We start from the raw sequence: 19,953 nt of genomic DNA, 5'->3' as shown, positions 1-19,953 counted from the left end.
TGATGGGCTTAACTTATCAAATGAAAATGAAAATTCCTTTTGATATGGCTGATATGAACGGTCATATCAAACTCCCAGATGTGATTTTACTATCCCTACAAGTTTCAGGGATGCAGTCGATTGAGCTGGGAGTTAGTGATAAGGCCATTTTGGAAGACTATAATCTGGTATGGATTATCACAGACTATGATATTGAGGTGGTTCGTTTGCCTCGTTTTGCGGAAGAAATTACTATTGAAACGGAAGCCTTGAGCTACAATCGGCTCTTTTGCTACCGTCGCTTTACCATTTATGATGAAGCAGGACAGGATCTTATCCACATGATGGCGACCTTTGTTCTCATGGATCGAGATAGTCGAAAAGTCCATGCTGTCGAACCTGAGATTGTGGCTCCGTATCAGTCTGATTTTGATAAAAAGCTTATCCGTGGACCAAAGTATGAGTACTTGGAAGAGCCAATCAGCAAGGATTACCATGTTCGTTTTTACGACTTGGATATGAATGGTCATGTTAATAACAGTAAGTATTTGGACTGGATTTTTGAGGTTATGGGAGCGGATTTTTTGACCCACTATATTCCTAAGAAAATCAATCTCAAGTATGTCAAGGAAGTTCGACCAGGTGGGGTGATTACATCGGCTGTTGAACGGACTGGACTGGAAAGTAAACATGAGATTACAAGTGACGGGGCTACCAATGCCCAAGCCATCATCACTTGGCAAGAAATGAAGAAGGATTAGAGAAAAATATGAAATATAAAGGCTATTTAATTGATTTAGACGGAACCATTTATAAGGGCAAAGATCGAATTCCAGCAGGAGAAGCTTTTGTCCATGAATTGCAAAAGCGGGATATCCCCTATCTTTTTGTGACCAACAATACGACTCGTACTCCTGAGAGTGTTCAGGAAATGTTGGCTCAGAATTTTAATATCGATACGCCCCTATCGACTGTCTACACAGCGACTTTGGCAACCATTGACTATATGAACGATTTGGGGCTTGAAAAGACGGTATATGTTATCGGAGAAGCAGGGCTCAAGGAAGCCATCAAGGCGGCTGGTTATGTGGAAAAGAAGGAAAACCCTGCCTATGTGTTAGTAGGCCTGGACTGGCAAGTTGACTATGAAAAATTTGCGACAGCAACTCTGGCTATTCAAAAAGGTGCCCACTTTATCGGAACCAATCCTGACCTCAACATCCCGACAGAGCGCGGTCTTTTGCCTGGTGCTGGTTCACTGATTACCCTTCTTGAAGTGGCAACACGAGTGAAGCCTGTTTATATTGGGAAACCAAATGCCATCATTATGGACAAGGCGGTTGAGCACTTAGGTTTGAAACGTGAAGAGTTGATCATGGTTGGGGACAACTATCTGACAGATATCCGAGCCGGGATTGATAATGGCATTCCAACGCTCTTGGTGACGACAGGTTTTACCAAGGCAGAAGAAGTAGCAGACCTGCCAATCGCACCGACACATGTGGTTTCTAGCCTTGCGGAGTGGGATTTTGATGAAAACTAAACTGACCTTTTGGAGCTCTATGCTCTTTCTCCTCTCCCTCTCAATCCTTTTGACCATTTATTTGGCTTGGATTTTTTATCCGCTGGAAATTCAGTGGTTGAACTTAATGGATCGAGTTTACTTAAAACCAGAAACTATTCAGTACAACTTTCATATCTTGATGAATTACCTGACCAATCCTTTTAGTCAGGTCTTAGAGATGCCAGATTTTCGTTCGTCAGCAGCTGGTCTGCACCACTTTGCGGTGGTCAAGGACCTCTTCCACTTTGTTCAGCTAGTAGCTCTAGTGACACTGCCAAGTTTCTATTTTTTTGTCAAAGGGATTGTGAAAAAGGGCTTTTTATCTTTATTCAGTAAGGTTTTTTTGACTCTAGTAGTTTTGCCTGTGCTGATTGGTCTTTGGGGAGTTTTGATTGGTTTTGACCAATTCTTTACCCTTTTCCATCAAATTCTCTTTGTGGGAGATGATACCTGGCTTTTTGACCCAGCCAAGGATCCTGTTATTCTGATTTTGCCAGAGACCTTCTTCCTTCATGCCTTTCTTCTCTTTTTTGCCCTCTATGAAAGCTTCTTTGGCTATCTTTATCTGAAAAGTCGTGGGAAATAATACTAAAGATATTCTTATTTTGCATAAATCAATTAGGTATGTGATTCTAAACTATTGTCAAGAATGAATTAACCAAATCCAAAATGTATCAATCGTTCGCAAACAGTCTATTTTTCTTGAAAAAATAGGCTTTTTTTCTAAAAATCTCTAGTCAAGCGCTTTATTTTTTTGTATAATAGAATTAGCAAAGTATAGATAAGAAGAGAAAAGCATGATTACACTATTTCTATCACCGAGCTGTACTTCATGTCGTAAGGCAAAGGCCTGGTTAGAAAAACATAAGGTTCCCTTTGAGGAACACAATATTATGACCAGTCCTTTAACGAGAAAAGAATTGCAACACATTCTTTCCTTGACCGAAAATGGTACTGATGACATCGTTTCAACTCGTTCAAAAATTTTTCAAAAATTAGATATTGATGTAGAGAGTATTTCAGTATCGGAATTGCTTCATTTGATTGAGCAGTATCCTAGTCTTTTGCGTCGTCCAATTATTATTGATGCCAAACGTATGCAAATTGGTTTTAATGAAGATGAGATTCGTGCTTTTCTCCCTCGTAGTTACCGTAAGCAAGAACTAAAAGAAGCAAGAATGAGAGCTGGTATTAGTTAATGAACAAACAGTATAGTTACCCACTAGATTTGTCGTGGAGCACTGAAGAACTTGCTTCAGTGCTTTCTTTTTTTAATGATGTTGAAGCTGCCTATGAAGGCAAGGTAGAGGCTAAAAAGTTACTGGACTCCTATAAGGGATTCAAAGCGGTCGTGCCAAGTAAGAGCGAAGAAAAACGTTTGGGACGAGAATTTGAAACAGTTAGTGGCTATTCGCTTTATCGAGCAGTTCAGGCTGCCAAGGAAAAAGGGGAAGGGAAGATTTCTCTTGGAAAGTAAATTTGAATTTGCCAAAGAGCTTGTTAAGAGAGCGGGCCAGTACATCCTTGACCATATGCAGGAAGACTTGTGTGTTGAAACCAAGTCCTCTCCAACAGATTTGGTGACCAGACTGGACAAGGAAGTTCAGGAGCTATTGGTTGGTGAGATTTTGTCTCGTTATCCTGAAGATAAGATTTGTGCTGAAGAAGGTTGTCTGCGAGCCTCGGTTCAAGAGGGCAAGGTTTGGGTCATTGATCCCATTGATGGTACCAATAACTTTGTAGCCCAGCAGGAAGATTTTGCTGTAATGATGGCTTATTTTGAAAATGGTCAGGGGCAGTTTGGGCTGATTTATGATGTGGTCAAGGGGGATTGTTATCACGGTGGTGGAGCCTTTCCGGTTTGCCGAAACGATAAGCCCCTAGCTCCTTTTAAAACTAAACCACTTGGAGATTTTCTCATTGCAGGGAATAGTGGTATGCTAGAAACCAATGAATGGGGTCTAGCTGATTTGGGTCGAGCGGTCCTCGGTGTTCGTGTCTATGGGAGTGCGGCCATTAGTTTTGCCAAGATTTTGTCAGGACGTTTGTTGACCTATGTTACTTATCTGCAACCATGGGATTATGCTGCTGCTAGTATTTTAGGGGAAAGTCTGGGCTATCGGATTGTGACTCTTTCTGGTGAAACTCCTAATTTTCAAACCAGACAGCCGGTCATGATGGTCCCTCTTGAGATGCAGGAGGAAATTCAGTCCTATATTTACGAAAGGAAAAGAACTTAAATGCAATTTCCAGAAGGATTTGTTGAAAAATATGAAGTGATACTAGGAGATGAGGCAAGAGATTTTCTTGCCTCTTTTGAGGAGGAAGCGGTTTCGGCCTTTCGGGTCAATCCTTTAAAAGAAGCGCCAGTTTCCTTTTCTGATCCCATTCCTCAAACCCCTTGGGGCTACTACGGGAAGGTTTCAGGGAAATCGTCTGAGCATGCTACTGGTTTGGTTTATTCGCAAGAACCTGCTGCTCAGATGGTTGCTCAGGTAGCCCAGCCTAGTCCTGGTATGAAAGTTTTGGATTTGGCCGCTGCACCGGGTGGAAAATCAACTCAGCTGGCAGCCTATCTAGCAGGGGAGGGTCTCCTTGTTTCCAATGAAATTTCAAGCAAACGGGCTAAGATTTTAGTAGAAAACATGGAGCGCTTTGGAGCGACAAATGTCGTGGTGACCAATGAATCTGCTGACCGCTTGGCCAAGGTTTTTAAAGGCTATTTTGACCTCATTGTCCTTGATGCCCCCTGCTCTGGTGAAGGGATGTTTCGTAAGCAACCAGATGCTATGGACTATTGGAGTCTCGATTATCCAAGTCAATGTGCTAGTTTGCAAAGAGAAATTCTGGCAGATGCAGTAACCATGCTAGCAGAAGGTGGTCGTTTGGTTTATTCAACCTGTACCTGGGCCCCCGAGGAAAACGAAGAGATTGTCAATTGGCTACTGGAGGAGTATGATTTTGATTTGTTGCCAGTAGAGCATATCAATGGAATGGTAGCTGGTATTGACCTGCCAGAAACTGCTCGGATGTATCCTCATCAGTTTAAGGGAGAGGGTCAGTTTGTAGCACATTTACAGTTTAAGGGTGAAAATCCATCCCCTAAATTTAAAGCTAGCAAGAGCAATCTCAGCCGAGAACAAGTTGCCTTGTGGCAGGAATTTGCCAAAAAACACCTAAAAATCAATCTACCGGGTATCTTGCAGACGTTTGGGGACCAGCTTTATCTCTTGCCAGAACTTTTGCCAGATTTAGGGAAGCTCAAGATTGCTCGGAATGGCCTGCATCTAGGGACTTTTAAGAAGAAACGCTTTGAGCCTAGTTTTGCTCTTGGCCTAGCCTTGAAACCGAGTCAGGTCAAGCAGTCGGTTGAAATTGACCAAGAAGCGTTTGTCAAGTATGCGGCTGGAGAGACTGTTCGGTTGGCGGAAAGTCTACCAAATGGTTGGTACCAAGTTTTGATTCAAGGCAATGGCTTGGGATTTGCTAAGGTGACGGGAAATGTTTTGAAAAATTATTTTCCAAAAGGCCTCAGATTCAAGTGAAAATGCTAGTCAAAGTAGCTTGTCTATGTTATAGTGGAAGTATGGATTTTTTTCAAATTGTCTTTCATTTTAAGTCAAAATTGGTGGGCAAGGTAACTGAGCAAATGACTAGTAAAACTAAGCAAAGAACTTCAGTTGGCTCCCAATTTTCAAAAGAAAAACATAAATAAATAGTTGAAAAAATTCACAGCATTCACCATTATTTTCAAGGAGAAAAACAGTGAAAAAAAGGAAAAAACTCGCTCTATCCCTTGCGGCTCTTTTGCTAGCAGGTTCTTTGGCGGGATGTGCTAGCTGGATTGATCGTGGGGAATCCATGACAGCTGTTGGCTCAACGGCTCTTCAGCCTTTGGTCGAAGCAGCAGCAGATGAATTTGGCTCTATGCACGTTGGAAAAACAGTCAACGTCCAAGGTGGAGGATCTGGTACAGGTTTGTCTCAGGTTCAGTCTGGAGCCGTTGATGTAGGAAATTCAGACGTATTTGCCGAGGAAAAAGACGGTATCAACGCATCCGCTCTAGTGGACCATAAGGTTGCTGTAGCGGGCTTGGCAGTCATTGTAAACAAGGAAGTTGATGTTGAAAATCTGACAACTGAACAACTCCGTAGCATCTTCACAGGTCAAGTGACCAACTGGAAAGAAGTCGGTGGGAAAGACCTAGCCATTTCCATTATCAATCGTGCGGCAAGTTCGGGTTCACGTGCAACCTTTGATAGTGTTATCATGGATGGTCAATCTGCCGTGCAGAGTCAAGAACAGGATTCAAATGGGATGGTTAAAAACATTGTTTCCCAGACACCAGGAGCCATTTCTTATCTAGCCTTTGCCTATGTGGATGACTCAGTGAAACGTATGAAGTTGAATGGCTATGAGCCGATTGCAGAAAATGTTACAAGCAATAACTGGCCTTTGTGGTCTTATGAACACATGTACACCCTAGGTCAGCCAAACGAATTGGTGGCAGAATTCCTCAACTTTGTCCTCTCTGATGAAGCGCAAAGCGGAATCGTTAAGGGGATGGGCTATATTTCTGTTAAGGAAATGAAGGTTGAAAAAGATGCTGTAGGAACGGTGACAGCACTAGAAGGGAGTCAATAATGAATCAAGAAGAATTAGCTAAAAAATTACTTTCTCCCTCAAAGAACTATCGTCTAGAGAAATTAGGAAAAGGCTTGACCTTTGCCTGCCTGTCTTTGATTGTCATCATTGTGGCCATGATTTTGATTTTCGTAGCCCAAAAAGGCTTGTCGACCTTCTTTGTCAATGGGGTCAACATCTTTGATTTTCTCTTTGGACAAACTTGGAATCCTTCAGGTAAACAATTTGGTGCCCTTCCCATGATTTTGGGTTCCTTTATTGTCACAATCCTATCAGCCCTTATCGCAACTCCTTTTGCCATTGGTGCAGCTGTCTTTATGACCGAGGTCTCACCAAAAGGTGCTAGAATCTTGCAACCAGCCATTGAATTGCTAGTCGGAATTCCTTCAGTAGTGTATGGATTTATAGGTTTGCAGGTCGTAGTTCCTTTTGTCCGTAGTATCTTTGGTGGAACTGGTTTTGGGATTCTGTCAGGGATTTTCGTACTCTTTGTCATGATTTTACCGACGGTAACCTTTATGACAACAGATAGCTTGCGTGCGGTGCCTCGTCACTACCGCGAAGCAAGTTTGGCTATGGGAGCCACCCGCTGGCAAACCATCTGGCGCGTGACCTTGAAGGCAGCGCGTTCAGGGATTTTCACAGCAGTGGTCTTTGGGATGGCGCGTGCCTTTGGTGAGGCTTTGGCCATTCAGATGGTCGTCGGAAACTCAGCCGTTGTCCCAACTTCATTGACAACACCTGCTGCGACCTTGACTTCTGTGTTGACCATGGGTATTGGAAATACCGTCATGGGTACAGTTGATAATAATGTTCTCTGGTCACTGGCCTTAGTCTTGCTTTTGATGAGTTTGGCCTTCAACAGTGTGATTAAATTGATTACGAAAGAAAGAGGAAAGAAAAACTATGCACGCTAAGAAATTAGATAAAATTGCAACAGCTGTCCTCTACTCGATTGCAGGAATTATCGTTGCCATCCTGGCATCCTTGATTCTTTATATCTTGGTTCGTGGTTTGCCCCACATCTCTTGGTCTTTCTTGACTGGCAAATCCTCTTCTTACCAAGCAGGCGGAGGGATTGGAATTCAGCTCTATAATTCCTTCTTCCTTCTGGTTATTACCTTGATTATCTCTGTGCCTTTGTCTATGGGAGCTGGGATTTTCCTAGCTGAATACGCCAAAAAAGGTCCTGTGACCAATTTTGTCAGAACCTGTATTGAAATCTTGTCTTCACTGCCATCAGTGGTTGTAGGTCTCTTTGGTTACTTGATCTTTGTAGTTCAGTTTGAGTATGGATTTTCAATTATTTCAGGCGCCTTGGCCTTGACGGTCTTTAACCTTCCTCAGATGACTCGAAATGTTGAGGACAGCTTAAAACACGTTCACCATACGCAACGTGAGGCTGGTCTGGCTCTTGGGATTTCTCGTTGGGAGACAGTTGTCCATGTGGTCATTCCAGAAGCCCTTCCAGGCATCGTAACGGGGGTTGTCTTGGCCTCTGGTCGTATCTTTGGTGAGGCTGCGGCTCTTATCTATACAGCAGGACAATCCGCTCCAGCTCTAGACTGGTCTAACTGGAATATTCTCAGTGTGACCAGCCCAATCTCTATCTTCCGTCAAGCAGAAACCTTGGCTGTCCACATCTGGAAAGTTAATAGTGAAGGAACCATTCCTGATGGAACTATCGTATCAGCAGGTTCTGCAGCTGTGCTCCTCATCTTTATCCTCATCTTTAACTTTGGAGCCCGTAAACTCGGAAGTTACCTACATAAGAAATTAACCGCTGCCTAAAGGAGAAGCCATGTCAAAATATAATTGGGATGAAAAGCATATCATCACCTTTCCTGAAGAGAAAGTGGCCCTCTCTACTAAGGATTTACATGTTTACTACGGTAAAAATGAATCCATCAAGGGCATCGATATGCAATTTGAAAAAAATAAAATTACTGCCTTAATTGGCCCTTCTGGTTCAGGGAAATCAACCTACCTCCGCAGTCTCAACCGTATGAATGATACCATTGATATTGCCAAGGTAACAGGTCAAATCCTCTACCAAGGGATTGATGTTAACCGTCCAGAAATTAATGTTTATGAGATGCGTAAGCACATTGGAATGGTCTTCCAACGCCCAAATCCCTTTGCCAAGTCTATCTACCGCAACATCACTTTTGCCCATGAACGTGCAGGAGTTAAGAACAAACAAGTCTTGGATGAAATTGTAGAAACCTCTCTTCGTCAGGCTGCCCTTTGGGACCAGGTCAAAGACGATTTGCACAAGTCGGCCTTGACCCTATCAGGTGGTCAGCAGCAACGTCTCTGTATCGCTCGTGCTATCTCTGTTAAACCAGATATCCTTTTGATGGATGAACCGGCATCAGCCTTGGATCCGATTGCGACTGCTCAACTTGAAGAAACCATGCTGGAGTTGAAGAAGGATTTTACCATTATCATCGTGACCCACAGCATGCAGCAGGCTGCGCGTGCTAGTGATTACACAGGATTTTTCTACTTGGGTGATTTGATCGAGTACGATAAGACCTCTAATATTTTCCAAAATGCCAAACTACAGTCAACCAATGACTACGTGACAGGACACTTTGGATAGAAAGGAAACAGTATGACAGAAGCGATTTTACAGGTATCAGACCTGTCCGTTTACTACAATCAAAAAAAGGCCTTGAATAGTGTTTCCCTATCTTTCCAACCTAAGGAAATTACAGCCTTGATTGGTCCATCTGGATCAGGGAAATCAACCCTCCTAAAGGCTATCAACCGCATGGGAGATCTCAATCCAGAGGTAACCACAACTGGTTCGGTGGTTTACAACGGCCACAATATCTACAGCCCGCGTACAGATACAGTTGAATTGCGCAAGGAAATTGGTATGGTTTTCCAACAACCAAACCCCTTCCCTATGTCTATCTACGAAAATGTTGTTTACGGGCTTCGTATCAATGGAGTGAAGGACAAGCAGGTTCTAGATGAGGCGGTTGAAAAAGCCTTGCAACGAGCTTCTATCTGGGATGAGGTCAAGGATCGCCTGCATGATTCAGCTATCGGGCTTTCAGGCGGACAACAGCAACGTGTCTGTGTTTCCCGTGTCTTGGCAACCAGTCCTAAAATCATTCTTTTGGATGAACCGACTTCAGCCTTGGACCCTATCTCGGCTGGTAAGATTGAGGAAACCTTGTATGGTCTAAAAGATAAATACACCATGCTCTTGGTTACGCGTTCCATGCAACAAGCTTCTCGTATTTCTGACAAGACAGGATTTTTCCTAGATGGAGATCTGATTGAGTTTAACGATACCAAGAAGATGTTCCTAAACCCACAACACAAGGAAACAGAAGATTATATTTCAGGAAAATTTGGATAAGGAGATAAATGATGTTACGTTCTCAATTTGAAGAAGATTTGGAGAAATTGCACAACCAGTTCTATGCTATGGGACAAGAAGTGCTATCTCAAATCAATCGGACCGTGCGTGCCTTTGTTACGCATGACCGTGATTTGGCCAAAGAAGTCATCGAAGACGATGCAGAAGTAAACGAATACGAAGTGAAATTGGAGAAAAAATCATTTGAAATGATTGCCCTGCAACAACCGGTTTCTCAGGACTTGCGTACAGTTCTAACAGTCTTGAAGGCTGTATCTGACTTGGAACGTATGGGTGACCATGCCGTTTCCATTGCAAGAGCAGCCATTCGTATGAAGGGGGAGCAACGTATCCCAGCTGTTGAAGAAGAAATCAAGAGAATGGGTCGCGATGTCAAGAACTTCGTTGAAGCAGCCCTTGAACTCTATCTCAATGGTTCAGTAGACCAGGCCTATGAAGTAGCAGCCATGGACGAAAAAATCAACCATTACTTTGATAGCATTCGTGATTTGGCTACAGAAGAAATCAAGAAAAATCCAGATGCTATCGTTACAGGTCGTGATTACTTCCAAGTGATTGCTTTCTTGGAACGCATTGGAGACTATGCCAAGAATATCTGTGAATGGGTTGTTTACTTTGAAACAGGTAAGATTGTCGAACTATAAAGTATTCAAATGATAAAATTATTGTGAAAGCTTACTTTTTAATACAGTAAGCTTTCATTGTATAGATGGTTTACTTTGTCAGAGGTGAATAATGAACTACATACAGAATATCAGAAAAAAAGTTGGAAAAGATAAAATTATTTTAAATTTTACCTGTGGAATATTAAGTCAATCAGGAAAAATTTTATTACAAAAACGAGCAGATAAAGGAACGTGGGGATTACCAGGTGGTGCTCTTGAATTAGGAGAATCGGCTTTAGAAGCTTTAGTGCGAGAGTTTTATGAAGAAACAGGAGTCGAAGTGAGGGTGGAAAAACTCTTAAATGTTTATACAAAATATTCAGACAGTTATGCGAATGGTGATGAGGCTCAAGTTCTTACAATCTTGTATTTAGTTTCATCTGAAATTTCTATCTCTACAAATTTTTTTACAAGTGATGAAACTTTAGAATTAGGATTTTTTGATCATAGTGACATACAAAATATTGCAATTGTAAACCAGCAGCATCAAGATATGATAAATGATTTTTTTGAAAATAAGTTCCCAATAGATAGATAAACTAACCACTGTATTTCTATTTTTTAGTAAATATATTTTATGAAAATGTAAGAAAAATACTTGACAAGCAACTTGGATAGCGTTATAATTATACAAAATTAACAGAGAGGTTGTTTATTTATGAAATCGAAAAAATGGATATTTGTTTTATGTAGCTTTCTTGCAAGTTTCTTCTTAGTGGCTTGCCAGTCGGGTTCTAATGGTTCTCAGTCAGCTGTTGAGGCCATTAAGCAAAAGGGGAAATTAGTTGTGGCGACCAGTCCTGACTATGCACCTTTTGAATTTCAGTCTTTAGTTGACGGAAAAAATCAGGTAGTCGGTGCGGATATTGATATGGCCCAAGCTATCGCTGATGAACTTGGGGTGAAGTTGGAAATTTCAAGCATGAGTTTTGACAATGTCTTGACCAGTCTTCAAACTGGTAAGGCTGACCTAGCAGTTGCGGGAATTAGCGCTACTGACGAGAGAAAAGAAGTCTTTGATTTTTCAATCCCTTACTATGAAAACAAGATTAGTTTCTTGGTTCGTAAGGCTGATGTAGAAAAATACAAGGATTTAACTAGCCTTGAAAGTGCTAATATTGCAGCCCAAAAAGGGACTGTTCCAGAATCAATGGTCAAGGAACAATTGCCAAAAGCGCAGTTAACTTCCCTAACCAATATGGGTGAAGCTGTTAATGAATTACAGGCTGGAAAAGTAGATGCTGTTCACATGGATGAGCCTGTTGCTCTTAGCTATGCTGCTAAAAATGCCGACTTAGCTGTCGCAACTGTCAGCTTGAAGATGAAGGACGGCGAAGCCAATGCCGTTGCCCTTAGAAAAAATAGTGCTGATTTGAAAGAAGTGGTGGACAAGGTTATCCAAAAACTCAAGGATGACGGCACCTACCAAAAATATCTTGAAAAAGCGGCAACCTTAACAGAAGTTGAACAATAAGAAAAAAGCAGAGTTGGAAGTCATTCCAATTCTGCTTTTAAATAGTTTAAAACCTTTTCCAGATTGTCTAAGGACACCTTGGCAAATTGATAAGGGCAGGCATCCAAGTAAGCCTCTTCAAAGAAATCCAAGCCCAGTTGGCTGTGTTTGAGACTAGCGATTTTAGAATACTGTCTCAGGTCTAGTAATAAACCATCGTGTAGGGGAAAATGAGGAAGGGGACAAGGAGTGTTAGCTAGTCTTTCCTCGATTTGTTTTTGGTAAGCTTCCTGATTGGATAAGCGAGCTAGCCGATTTTTCTCAAATAATTGACTGTCAATATAGAGTGACAGGGCCTTTTGCATAATGAGGTTGCTATCGTAGTCTAGGATATTTTTGTAGACCACAAATGCTTCCTTGATAGTATTTGGAAGGATGAGTGCTGTTATCCGCAGGGCTGGAAAGAGGCTGGTTGAGAAGGACTTGATATAAATGACGCGCTCCTCTGTATCTAGATAGTGGAAGGTCTGGCCTTTTTTAGAGTCCAAATCCCCCAGATAGTCGTCCTCTACGATATAGACTCCATACTTGGCAGCTAAGTCAAGAATAGCCCGTTTGTCCTGCTCTGAATAGGAATGCCCCAGAGGATAGTGAAAACGAGGAATGGTATAGAAAAATTTAATTTTTCCTGTTTTGAAGTGGCCTTCCAGCTCCTCCAAGTCAATCCCATCAATGCCTCGTTCAATCGTTTGATAGTCCAGACCTTGAGCAATCAAGAGGCGATTCATCCGATGGTAGGTCGGCTGTTCCACCAAGATTTCCTTGGCTTGGCTAGGAAAGGAAATTTGAGAAAGGATAAACAAGGCTTGCTGGGTTCCAGAAGTCAATATCAACTGGTCTGCCTTGCAGTAGAGAGCTTGGTCAAAGAGGAGTTTATGAATGGATTGTCTTAAGTCTTCTAATCCTTCTTGGTTGTCATAGTAGTTGAAGAGGTAGTTTTCCCGACCAATCAAGGTTTCATTGATACAGAGTCGGAAATCGTCATAGGCACTGGCATGTTCGTCAGTGACTTCGATTTCTAGATCCTGGTGTTGCCCTTGTTCTAGGACATAGTAACCACTCTGGGGCTTGGCATAGAGGTATTGTTCGTGCCGTAATTCCAGCAGGGCTCGTTGAATGGTATCCTTGCTACAGTGGAAGTCAAGGCTCAGTTGACGGATAGAAGGCAGGCGGCTTCCCGTCGAAAATCGTCCAGACTCGATACCATTTTTTAGAAAGGAAACGACCTCTTGGTACTTGCTTTGTTTCTTCATTCCAAACCTCCCTTGATTTTGTTACATTGTACCTTTTTTTTTCCTTCTTGGCAATGTCTAGGGTGTTTCTCTCGTTCACATCTAGGGGCAAATGTGGTATACTTAGGAGTAACATTTATAGAATAATACTCTTCGAAAATCAAATTCAAACCACGTCAGCTTCGCCTTGTCGTAGATATATGTAACTGACTTTGTCAGTCTTATCTACAACCTCAAAGCAGTGCTTTGAGCAACCTGCGGCTCGCTTCCTAGTTTGCTCTTTGATTTTCATTGAGTATAACAGACAAGAAAGAGAATGGATAAGAACGTGCAGGAACCAGTGAAATTATTTCAATACAATACCCTTGGAGCCTTGATGGCCGGCCTTTATGGTGGTACCATGACAGTGGGAGAATTGCTAGAGCATGGTGATCTTGGTTTGGGAACCTTGGATTCCATTGATGGGGAATTGATTGTCTTGGATGGCAAGGCTTATCAAGCCAAAGGCTCAGGAGATCAGCCAGAAATTGTGGAAGTATCACCAGATGCCCTTATTCCTTATGCAGCAGTAGTACCGCATCAGGCAGAGGTCATTTTCCGCCAACGCTTTGAGATGACGGACAAGGAATTGGAAGAACGAATTGAGTCTTATTATGACGGGGAAAATCTTTTCCGCTCTATCAAGATTCGGGGGGAATTTTCGCATATGCATGTGCGCATGATTCCTAAGTCGACACCAGATACCAAGTTTGCTGATGTCGCAACCCATCAACCTGAATATAGTCGTGAAAATGTGGCGGGAACCATCGTTGGTTTCTGGACTCCAGAGATTTTCCATGGGGTCAGTGTGGCAGGCTACCATCTGCACTTCATTTCAGATGATTTGACCTTCGGTGGTCATGTCATGGACTTTGTCATCAAGGAAGGGATTATCGAAGTGGGAGCTGTTGACCAGTTGGATCAACGTTTTCCAGTCCAAGACCGTCAATACTTGTTTGCTAAGTTCAATGTTGACGAGATGAAAAAAGATATTGAAAAGGCGGAATAGGAGAAGAAAATGACCATTCATATTATCATTACCATGGTGCTGTTGCTGGTTATCTTGCTAGGAAGCATTTGGTATGCCAAAAAGAAATATCAGATCAATCTAGCTGTCTAGGGATTGGGTGCTGTTGCTTTCTTTGTCTCTTCACAGATTTTAGAAAAACTGGTGCATATCTTGGTTTTACATCCTCAAAAAGACGGTAGTATTGCCCTCTTGCAAGACCATCCGCTTGTCTATATCATCTATGGCCTAGCCATGGCAGCATTTTTTGAGGAAACTGCTCGTCTTATTTTCTTCAAATGGTTGGAGAAAAAGAGAAGTTTGGAAAAGGCAGATGCCTTGGCTTATGGATTGGGGCATGGTGGCTTGGAGTTGATTTTCCTAGGTCTTACTAGTTTGATTAATCTCTACATCGTTCTCTCAGCAGTTCAAACTCAGAATCCACAGGTCATGCAATTGCTGTCTGAAAATATGTTGAAAACTATTCAGTCGCTATCAGTCTGGCAGATTTATTTGCTTGGTTTTGAGCGAATCTTGGCCCTAGGTTTCCAATTACTCTTGACTGTTTGGGTTTACCAAGCTGTTCGCCAGAAGAAATGGATTTATCTCCTAGCGGCCTATGGACTACATGCCTTCTTTGACCTGGCACCATCTCTTGCCCAAGTTGGCTGGTTGACCAATCCAGTCTTGGTTGAAGTGGTCCTAGCACTTGAACTTGTTCTGCTTGCCTATGGAACAAAGGCAGTCTTTTGCAAAAAATCATAAGAAAAAGGGGGAAACCTCTTTTTTGTTTAAAATAAGCCCAAGATTTTTTAGGGTCGTCAAATGGTCTTAAAAATGGTATAATGGAATGAATTTTGTAAAAGGAAGAGTGTCATGTCAGTAAAAGAAAAAATGATTGAAATCTTAGAAGGGATTGATATCCGTTTCAAGGAACCCTTGCATGCTTATAGTTATACAAAAGTAGGTGGAGAGGCCGATTATTTGGTCTTTCCACGAAATCGTTTTGAGTTGGCTCGCGTTGTCAAATTTGCCAATCAAGAAAGTATTCCTTGGATGGTTCTTGGAAATGCCAGCAACATCATCGTTCGTGATGGTGGAATTCGTGGATTTGTCATCTTGTGTGACAAGCTCAATAATGTTTCCGTTGATGGCTATACCATTGAAGCTGAAGCTGGTGCTAACTTGATTGAAACAACTCGCATTGCGCTTCGTCATAGTTTGACTGGTTTTGAGTTTGCTTGTGGCATTCCAGGAAGCGTTGGCGGTGCTGTCTTTATGAATGCCGGTGCCTATGGTGGCGAGATTGCCCACATCTTGCAGTCTTGTAAGGTCTTGACCAAGGATGGAGAAATCGAGACCCTGTCTGTCAAGGACTTGGCTTTTGGTTACCGTCACTCAGCCATTCAAGAGTCTGGTGCAGTTGTCTTGTCAGCTAAATTTGCCCTTGCTCCAGGAAACCATCAGGTTATCAAGCAAGAAATGGATCGCTTGACGCATCTACGTGAACTCAAGCAACCTTTAGAATATCCATCTTGTGGTTCGGTCTTTAAGCGTCCAGTAGGGCATTTTGCAGGTCAATTAATTTCAGAAGCTGGCTTGAAAGGCTATCGTGTCGGTGGTGTTGAAGTATCAGAAAAACACGCAGGTTTTATGATTAATGTTGCTGACGGAACGGCTAAAGACTACGAGGACTTGATTGAGTCTGTTATCGAAAAAGTCAAGGAACACTCTGGCGTCACTCTTGAGAGAGAAGTCCGTATTTTAGGTGAAAGCAAGTAGGAAGCTGTAGTTGAAAAGCTGCTGCTATGTTATGGAAAGGGGGTGAAAGCCTATCGTCAGTGCAGAAGAATGTAGGCAGTTCAATCTCCTACACGAGGTAGTAGCGGCTTGACAGAGCCCTGATCTGTTAATCTATGGAAAAGAAGGAATAAATGACAATTGAAAAAACCAATTATTGAATTCAAAAACGTCTCTAAAGTTTTTGAAGACAGCAACACCAAGGTTCTCAAAGACATCAACTTTGAGTTGGAAGAAGGGAAATTCTACACCCTTCTAGGCGCATCTGGGTCAGGAAAATCAACTATCCTTAACATCATTGCAGGTTTACTGGATGCGACGACAGGAGATATTTTACTGGACGGTGTCCGAATCAATGACATCCCAACCAACAAGCGAGACGTCCATACGGTCTTCCAATCCTATGCCTTGTTTCCACACATGAATGTGTTTGAAAATGTTGCCTTTCCGCTCCGCTTGCGTAAAATTGACAAGAAAGAAATCGAGCAACGCGTAGCGGAAGTTCTCAAGATGGTTCAGTTGGAAGGTTACGAAAAACGTTCCATTCGTAAACTCTCAGGAGGACAACGCCAGCGTGTGGCTATTGCCCGTGCCATTATCAACCAACCTCGTGTGGTTTTGTTGGACGAACCTTTGTCAGCGCTGGACTTGAAATTAAGAACAGATATGCAGTACGAATTGCGGGAACTGCAACAACGATTGGGCATTACCTTTGTCTTTGTCACTCACGATCAGGAAGAAGCCCTGGCCATGAGTGACTGGATTTTCGTTATGAATGATGGCGAGATTGTCCAGTCTGGAACGCCTGTGGACATCTACGATGAGCCAATTAACCACTTTGTTGCCACCTTTATCGGTGAGTCAAATATCTTGCCAGGTACCATGATTGAGGACTACTTGGTTGAGTTTAACGGCAAACGCTTTGAAGCGGTCGATGGTGGGATGAAGCCGAATGAACCTGTTGAGGTCGTGATTCGTCCAGAGGACTTACGGATTACCCTTCCTGAAGAAGGCAAGCTCCAAGTTAAGGTGGATACTCAGCTCTTCCGTGGGGTACACTATGAAATCATCGCCTATGACGAACTTGGAAATGAATGGATGATCCACTCAACCCGTAAGGCCATCGTGGGTGAGGAAATCGGTTTGGACTTTGAGCCAGAAGACATCCACATCATGCGTCTCAACGAAACCGAAGAAGAGTTCGATGCCCGTATCGAAGAATACGTGGAAATCGAAGAGCAAGAAGCAGGTCTGATCAATGCAATCGAGGAGGAAAGAGATGAAGAAAACAAGCTCTAAACTCTTTGTAGTGCCCTACATGCTTTGGATTGTCCTCTTTGTATTGGCACCCTTGGTCTTGATTTTCGGTCAATCCTTTTTCAATATTGAAGGACAATTCAGTTTAGAAAACTATAAATCTTACTTTGCGTCACAAAACTTGACCTACCTAAAAATGAGTTTCAACTCTGTACTCTATGCAGGAATTGTGACCTTTGTAACCCTCCTTATCAGCTATCCAACAGCCCTATTTTTGACCCGTCTCAAGCACCGTCAACTATGGCTTATGCTGATTATTCTGCCCACCTGGATCAACCTTCTTCTTAAGGCCTATGCCTTTATTGGGATTTTTGGTCAGAATGGCTCTATTAACCAATTCTTGGAATTTATCGGAATCGGTTCACAGCAGTTGCTCTTTACCGATTTCTCCTTTATCTTTGTTGCAAGCTACATCGAGCTTCCTTTTATGATTTTGCCCATTTTCAATGTCTTGGACGATATGGATAACAATCTCATCAATGCCAGCTATGACCTTGGTGCGACCAAGTGGGAGACCTTCCGCCATGTCATCTTCCCTCTATCGATGAATGGGGTACGAAGTGGGGTTCAATCTGTCTTTATTCCAAGCTTGAGTCTCTTCATGCTGACCCGTTTGATTGGTGGGAACCGCGTTATTACGCTGGGAACGGCTATTGAGCAGAACTTCCTGACAAATGACAACTACGGTATGGGTTCTACCATCGGTGTGATTCTCATTCTGACCATGTTCATCACCATGTGGGTGACCAAGGAAAGGAGAGAACGATGAAAAAATTTGCCAACCTTTATCTGGGATTGGTCTTTCTTGTCCTCTACCTGCCGATTTTTTACTTGATTGGTTACGCCTTTAATGCAGGAAACGACATGAATAGCTTTACAGGCTTTAGCTTGAGCCATTTTAAAACCATGTTTGGTGATGGTCGTCTCATGTTGATTGTGACTCAGACCTTTTTCTTGGCCTTTTTATCAGCTTTGATAGCGACCATTATCGGGACTTTTGGAGCTATTTATATCTACCAGTCTCGTAAGAAATACCAAGAAGCCTTTCTATCACTCAATAATATCCTCATGGTTGCGCCTGATGTTATGATTGGTGCCAGCTTCTTGATTCTCTTTACCCAACTCAAGTTTTCACTTGGCTTTTTGACTGTTCTATCTAGTCACGTGGCCTTCTCGATTCCTATCGTGGTCTTAATGGTCTTGCCTCGTCTCAAGGAAATGAATGGCGATATGATTCATGCGGCCTATGACCTTGGTGCCAGTCAATTTCAGATGTTCAAGGAAATCATGCTTCCTTACCTGACTCCGTCTATCATTGCAGGTTATTTCATGGCCTTCACCTATTCGCTAGATGACTTTGCTGTGACCTTTTTTGTAACGGGAAATGGCTTTTCAACCCTCTCGGTCGAGATTTACTCTCGTGCTCGTAAGGGGATTTCGCTAGAAATCAATGCCCTGTCTGCCCTCGTCTTTCTCTTTAGTATTATCCTAGTTGTTGGATATTACTTTATCTCACGTGAGAAGGAGGAGCAAGCATGAAAAAACTCTATTCATTTTTAGCAGGAATTGTAGCCATTATTCTGGTCTTATGGGGAATTGCGACGCATCTAGACAGTAAAATCAATAGCCGAGATAGTCAAAAATTGGTTATCTACAACTGGGGAGACTATATCGATCCAGAACTCTTGGAGCAATTCACAGAAGAAACAGGCATCCAAGTCCAGTACGAGACCTTTGACTCCAACGAAGCCATGTATACCAAGATTAAGCAGGGTGGAACGACCTACGATATTGCCATTCCTAGTGAATACATGATCAACAAGATGAAGGACGAAGACCTCTTGGTACCGCTTGACTATTCAAAACTTGAAGGTCTTGAAAATATCGGACCAGAGTTCCTCAACCAGTCCTTTGACCCAGGTAATAAATTCTCTATCCCTTACTTCTGGGGAACCCTGGGAATTGTCTACAATGAAACCATGGTAGAGGAAGCGCCTGAACATTGGGATGACCTCTGGAAACCAGAGTATAAGAACTCTATCATGCTCTTTGATGGAGCGCGTGAGGTATTGGGACTGGGACTCAATTCCCTCGGCTACAGCCTCAACTCCAAGAATAGCCAGCAGTTGGAAGAGACAGTGGACAAGCTCTACAAGTTGACTCCAAATATCAAGGCTATTGTGGCGGACGAGATGAAGGGTTACATGATTCAGAATAATGCTGCAATCGGTGTGACCTTCTCTGGTGAAGCTAGCCAAATGTTAGAAAAAAATGAAAATCTACGCTATGTGGTTCCGACTGAGGCCAGCAACCTTTGGTTTGACAATATGGTCATTCCCAAAACAGTTAAAAACCAAGATGCCGCCTATGCCTTTATCAACTTTATGTTGCAACCCGAAAATGCTCTTAAAAATGCAGAGTATGTCGGTTATTCAACACCAAACCTACCAGCTAAGGAACTGCTCCCAGAGGAGAAAAAAGAAGACAAGGCCTTCTATCCAGATGCTGAAACCATGAAACACCTAGAAGTTTACGAGAAATTTAACCATAAATGGACAGGCAAATACAGCGACCTCTTCCTACAATTTAAAATGTATCGGAAGTAGGAGCTAAACGGATGAAAACGAATCAGTCAGCTGGTTCGTTTTTTAGAAAAAATAGAAATCATGGTATAATAGTTTTAGGGTGAGAGTTATTAGTATTGTTTACAGCATCTCTGAAAATTTAATTCCAAAGGAGTTCAAAATGAGTCAGACTACGCAAATGCATATATATATATATATAACCTAATAAAAAA

The 19,953-nt window shown here is 42.4% G+C and carries 22 protein-coding genes and 1 pseudogene; 22 read left to right on the top strand and 1 reads right to left on the bottom strand.

Annotated elements, in window-relative coordinates; translation table 11 throughout:
* Positions 1–2 precede the first annotated feature (2 nt).
* The 15 genes from QM956_RS00705 (at position 3) to QM956_RS00635 (ending at position 11,723) form a co-directional block, all read left to right on the top strand.
* Positions 3–740, top strand: a complete 738-nt coding sequence (locus QM956_RS00705) for an acyl-[acyl-carrier-protein] thioesterase (RefSeq protein WP_004258504.1) — start codon at positions 3–5, stop codon at positions 738–740.
* Positions 741–748: 8 nt separating this feature from the next.
* A complete protein-coding gene (locus QM956_RS00700) occupies positions 749–1,522 on the top strand; it encodes a TIGR01457 family HAD-type hydrolase (RefSeq protein ID WP_261099433.1) in 774 nt (257 codons plus the stop codon).
* Complete coding sequence (locus QM956_RS00695) at positions 1,512–2,129, top strand: TIGR01906 family membrane protein (RefSeq protein ID WP_004258496.1); 618 nt, start codon at positions 1,512–1,514, stop codon at positions 2,127–2,129. The genes QM956_RS00700 and QM956_RS00695 overlap by 11 nt, the downstream gene beginning before the upstream one ends.
* A 211-nt stretch (positions 2,130–2,340) precedes the next feature.
* A complete protein-coding gene (gene spx / locus QM956_RS00690) occupies positions 2,341–2,742 on the top strand; it encodes a transcriptional regulator Spx (RefSeq protein ID WP_414302073.1) in 402 nt (133 codons plus the stop codon).
* A complete protein-coding gene (locus QM956_RS00685; RefSeq protein WP_001041974.1) occupies positions 2,742–3,020 on the top strand; it encodes a UPF0223 family protein in 279 nt (92 codons plus the stop codon). The genes spx and QM956_RS00685 overlap by 1 nt, the downstream gene beginning before the upstream one ends.
* Complete coding sequence (locus tag QM956_RS00680) at positions 3,010–3,783, top strand: inositol monophosphatase family protein (protein WP_414302072.1); 774 nt, start codon at positions 3,010–3,012, stop codon at positions 3,781–3,783. Before QM956_RS00685 ends, QM956_RS00680 begins: the two co-directional genes overlap by 11 nt.
* The gene (locus tag QM956_RS00675; RefSeq protein WP_414302071.1) at positions 3,784–5,088 is read left to right on the top strand and encodes an RsmF rRNA methyltransferase first C-terminal domain-containing protein; all 1,305 of its coding nucleotides are present in this window, start codon (positions 3,784–3,786) and stop codon (positions 5,086–5,088) included.
* A gap of 220 nt (positions 5,089–5,308) precedes the next feature.
* Positions 5,309–6,187 (top strand): phosphate ABC transporter substrate-binding protein PstS family protein, encoded by an 879-nt coding sequence (locus QM956_RS00670; protein ID WP_125393046.1) that lies wholly within the window; start codon positions 5,309–5,311, stop codon positions 6,185–6,187.
* Positions 6,187–7,104 (top strand): phosphate ABC transporter permease subunit PstC, encoded by a 918-nt coding sequence (gene pstC / locus QM956_RS00665; protein ID WP_060628586.1) that lies wholly within the window; start codon positions 6,187–6,189, stop codon positions 7,102–7,104. Before QM956_RS00670 ends, pstC begins: the two co-directional genes overlap by 1 nt.
* Positions 7,094–7,978, top strand: a complete 885-nt coding sequence (gene pstA, locus QM956_RS00660; RefSeq protein WP_000543046.1) for a phosphate ABC transporter permease PstA — start codon at positions 7,094–7,096, stop codon at positions 7,976–7,978. Before pstC ends, pstA begins: the two co-directional genes overlap by 11 nt.
* 10 nt (positions 7,979–7,988) lie before the next feature.
* Positions 7,989–8,792 carry a phosphate ABC transporter ATP-binding protein PstB gene (gene pstB / locus QM956_RS00655; RefSeq protein WP_064276499.1) on the top strand — a complete coding sequence of 268 codons (804 nt, stop codon included), beginning with the start codon at positions 7,989–7,991 and terminating at the stop codon, positions 8,790–8,792.
* Between the two features lie 12 nt (positions 8,793–8,804).
* Positions 8,805–9,563 carry a phosphate ABC transporter ATP-binding protein PstB gene (gene pstB, locus QM956_RS00650; protein ID WP_247952795.1) on the top strand — a complete coding sequence of 253 codons (759 nt, stop codon included), beginning with the start codon at positions 8,805–8,807 and terminating at the stop codon, positions 9,561–9,563.
* Between the two features lie 11 nt (positions 9,564–9,574).
* Positions 9,575–10,228 (top strand): phosphate signaling complex protein PhoU, encoded by a 654-nt coding sequence (gene phoU / locus QM956_RS00645; RefSeq protein ID WP_000946460.1) that lies wholly within the window; start codon positions 9,575–9,577, stop codon positions 10,226–10,228.
* A 91-nt stretch (positions 10,229–10,319) separates the two neighbouring features.
* Complete coding sequence (locus QM956_RS00640; protein ID WP_261035832.1) at positions 10,320–10,787, top strand: NUDIX hydrolase; 468 nt, start codon at positions 10,320–10,322, stop codon at positions 10,785–10,787.
* A 120-nt stretch (positions 10,788–10,907) separates the two neighbouring features.
* Positions 10,908–11,723 (top strand): ABC transporter substrate-binding protein, encoded by an 816-nt coding sequence (locus tag QM956_RS00635; protein ID WP_000837373.1) that lies wholly within the window; start codon positions 10,908–10,910, stop codon positions 11,721–11,723.
* A 20-nt stretch (positions 11,724–11,743) separates the two neighbouring features.
* Here the strand turns inward: QM956_RS00635 and QM956_RS00630 are convergent, their stop codons facing one another.
* Positions 11,744–13,015 (bottom strand): aminotransferase-like domain-containing protein, encoded by a 1,272-nt coding sequence (locus QM956_RS00630; protein ID WP_070478399.1) that lies wholly within the window; start codon positions 13,013–13,015, stop codon positions 11,744–11,746.
* 295 nt (positions 13,016–13,310) lie between these two features.
* On the opposite strand from QM956_RS00630, the gene budA reads away from it, so the two are divergent.
* The 7 genes and pseudogenes from budA to QM956_RS00595 all read left to right on the top strand — a co-directional run bounded on the left by budA (position 13,311) and on the right by QM956_RS00595 (position 19,762).
* Positions 13,311–14,042 carry an acetolactate decarboxylase gene (gene budA, locus QM956_RS00625; RefSeq protein WP_020903182.1) on the top strand — a complete coding sequence of 244 codons (732 nt, stop codon included), beginning with the start codon at positions 13,311–13,313 and terminating at the stop codon, positions 14,040–14,042.
* Positions 14,043–14,051: 9 nt separating this feature from the next.
* A pseudogene (locus tag QM956_RS00620) lies at positions 14,052–14,804 on the top strand (YhfC family intramembrane metalloprotease).
* Between the two features lie 111 nt (positions 14,805–14,915).
* Entirely contained in the window at positions 14,916–15,821 is a 906-nt protein-coding gene (murB, locus tag QM956_RS00615) for a UDP-N-acetylmuramate dehydrogenase (protein ID WP_261030138.1), read from the top strand.
* Between the two features lie 159 nt (positions 15,822–15,980).
* Positions 15,981–17,138: an ABC transporter ATP-binding protein gene (locus QM956_RS00610; protein ID WP_000742900.1), complete on the top strand. Its 1,158-nt coding sequence runs from the start codon at positions 15,981–15,983 to the stop codon at positions 17,136–17,138.
* A complete protein-coding gene (locus QM956_RS00605; RefSeq protein ID WP_000753806.1) occupies positions 17,119–17,925 on the top strand; it encodes an ABC transporter permease in 807 nt (268 codons plus the stop codon). The genes QM956_RS00610 and QM956_RS00605 overlap by 20 nt, the downstream gene beginning before the upstream one ends.
* A complete protein-coding gene (locus QM956_RS00600; RefSeq protein ID WP_000712740.1) occupies positions 17,922–18,695 on the top strand; it encodes an ABC transporter permease in 774 nt (257 codons plus the stop codon). The genes QM956_RS00605 and QM956_RS00600 overlap by 4 nt, the downstream gene beginning before the upstream one ends.
* Positions 18,692–19,762 carry an ABC transporter substrate-binding protein gene (locus tag QM956_RS00595; RefSeq protein WP_414302070.1) on the top strand — a complete coding sequence of 357 codons (1,071 nt, stop codon included), beginning with the start codon at positions 18,692–18,694 and terminating at the stop codon, positions 19,760–19,762. The genes QM956_RS00600 and QM956_RS00595 overlap by 4 nt, the downstream gene beginning before the upstream one ends.
* Positions 19,763–19,953 lie beyond the last annotated feature (191 nt).

The sequence above is a fragment of the Streptococcus mitis genome (assembly GCF_047460035.1).
In the GTDB taxonomy this organism is placed as follows: domain Bacteria; phylum Bacillota; class Bacilli; order Lactobacillales; family Streptococcaceae; genus Streptococcus; species Streptococcus mitis_DW.
Note: the sequence above shows the minus strand (reverse complement) of the source record. Positions and strands in the feature narration are given on the sequence as shown.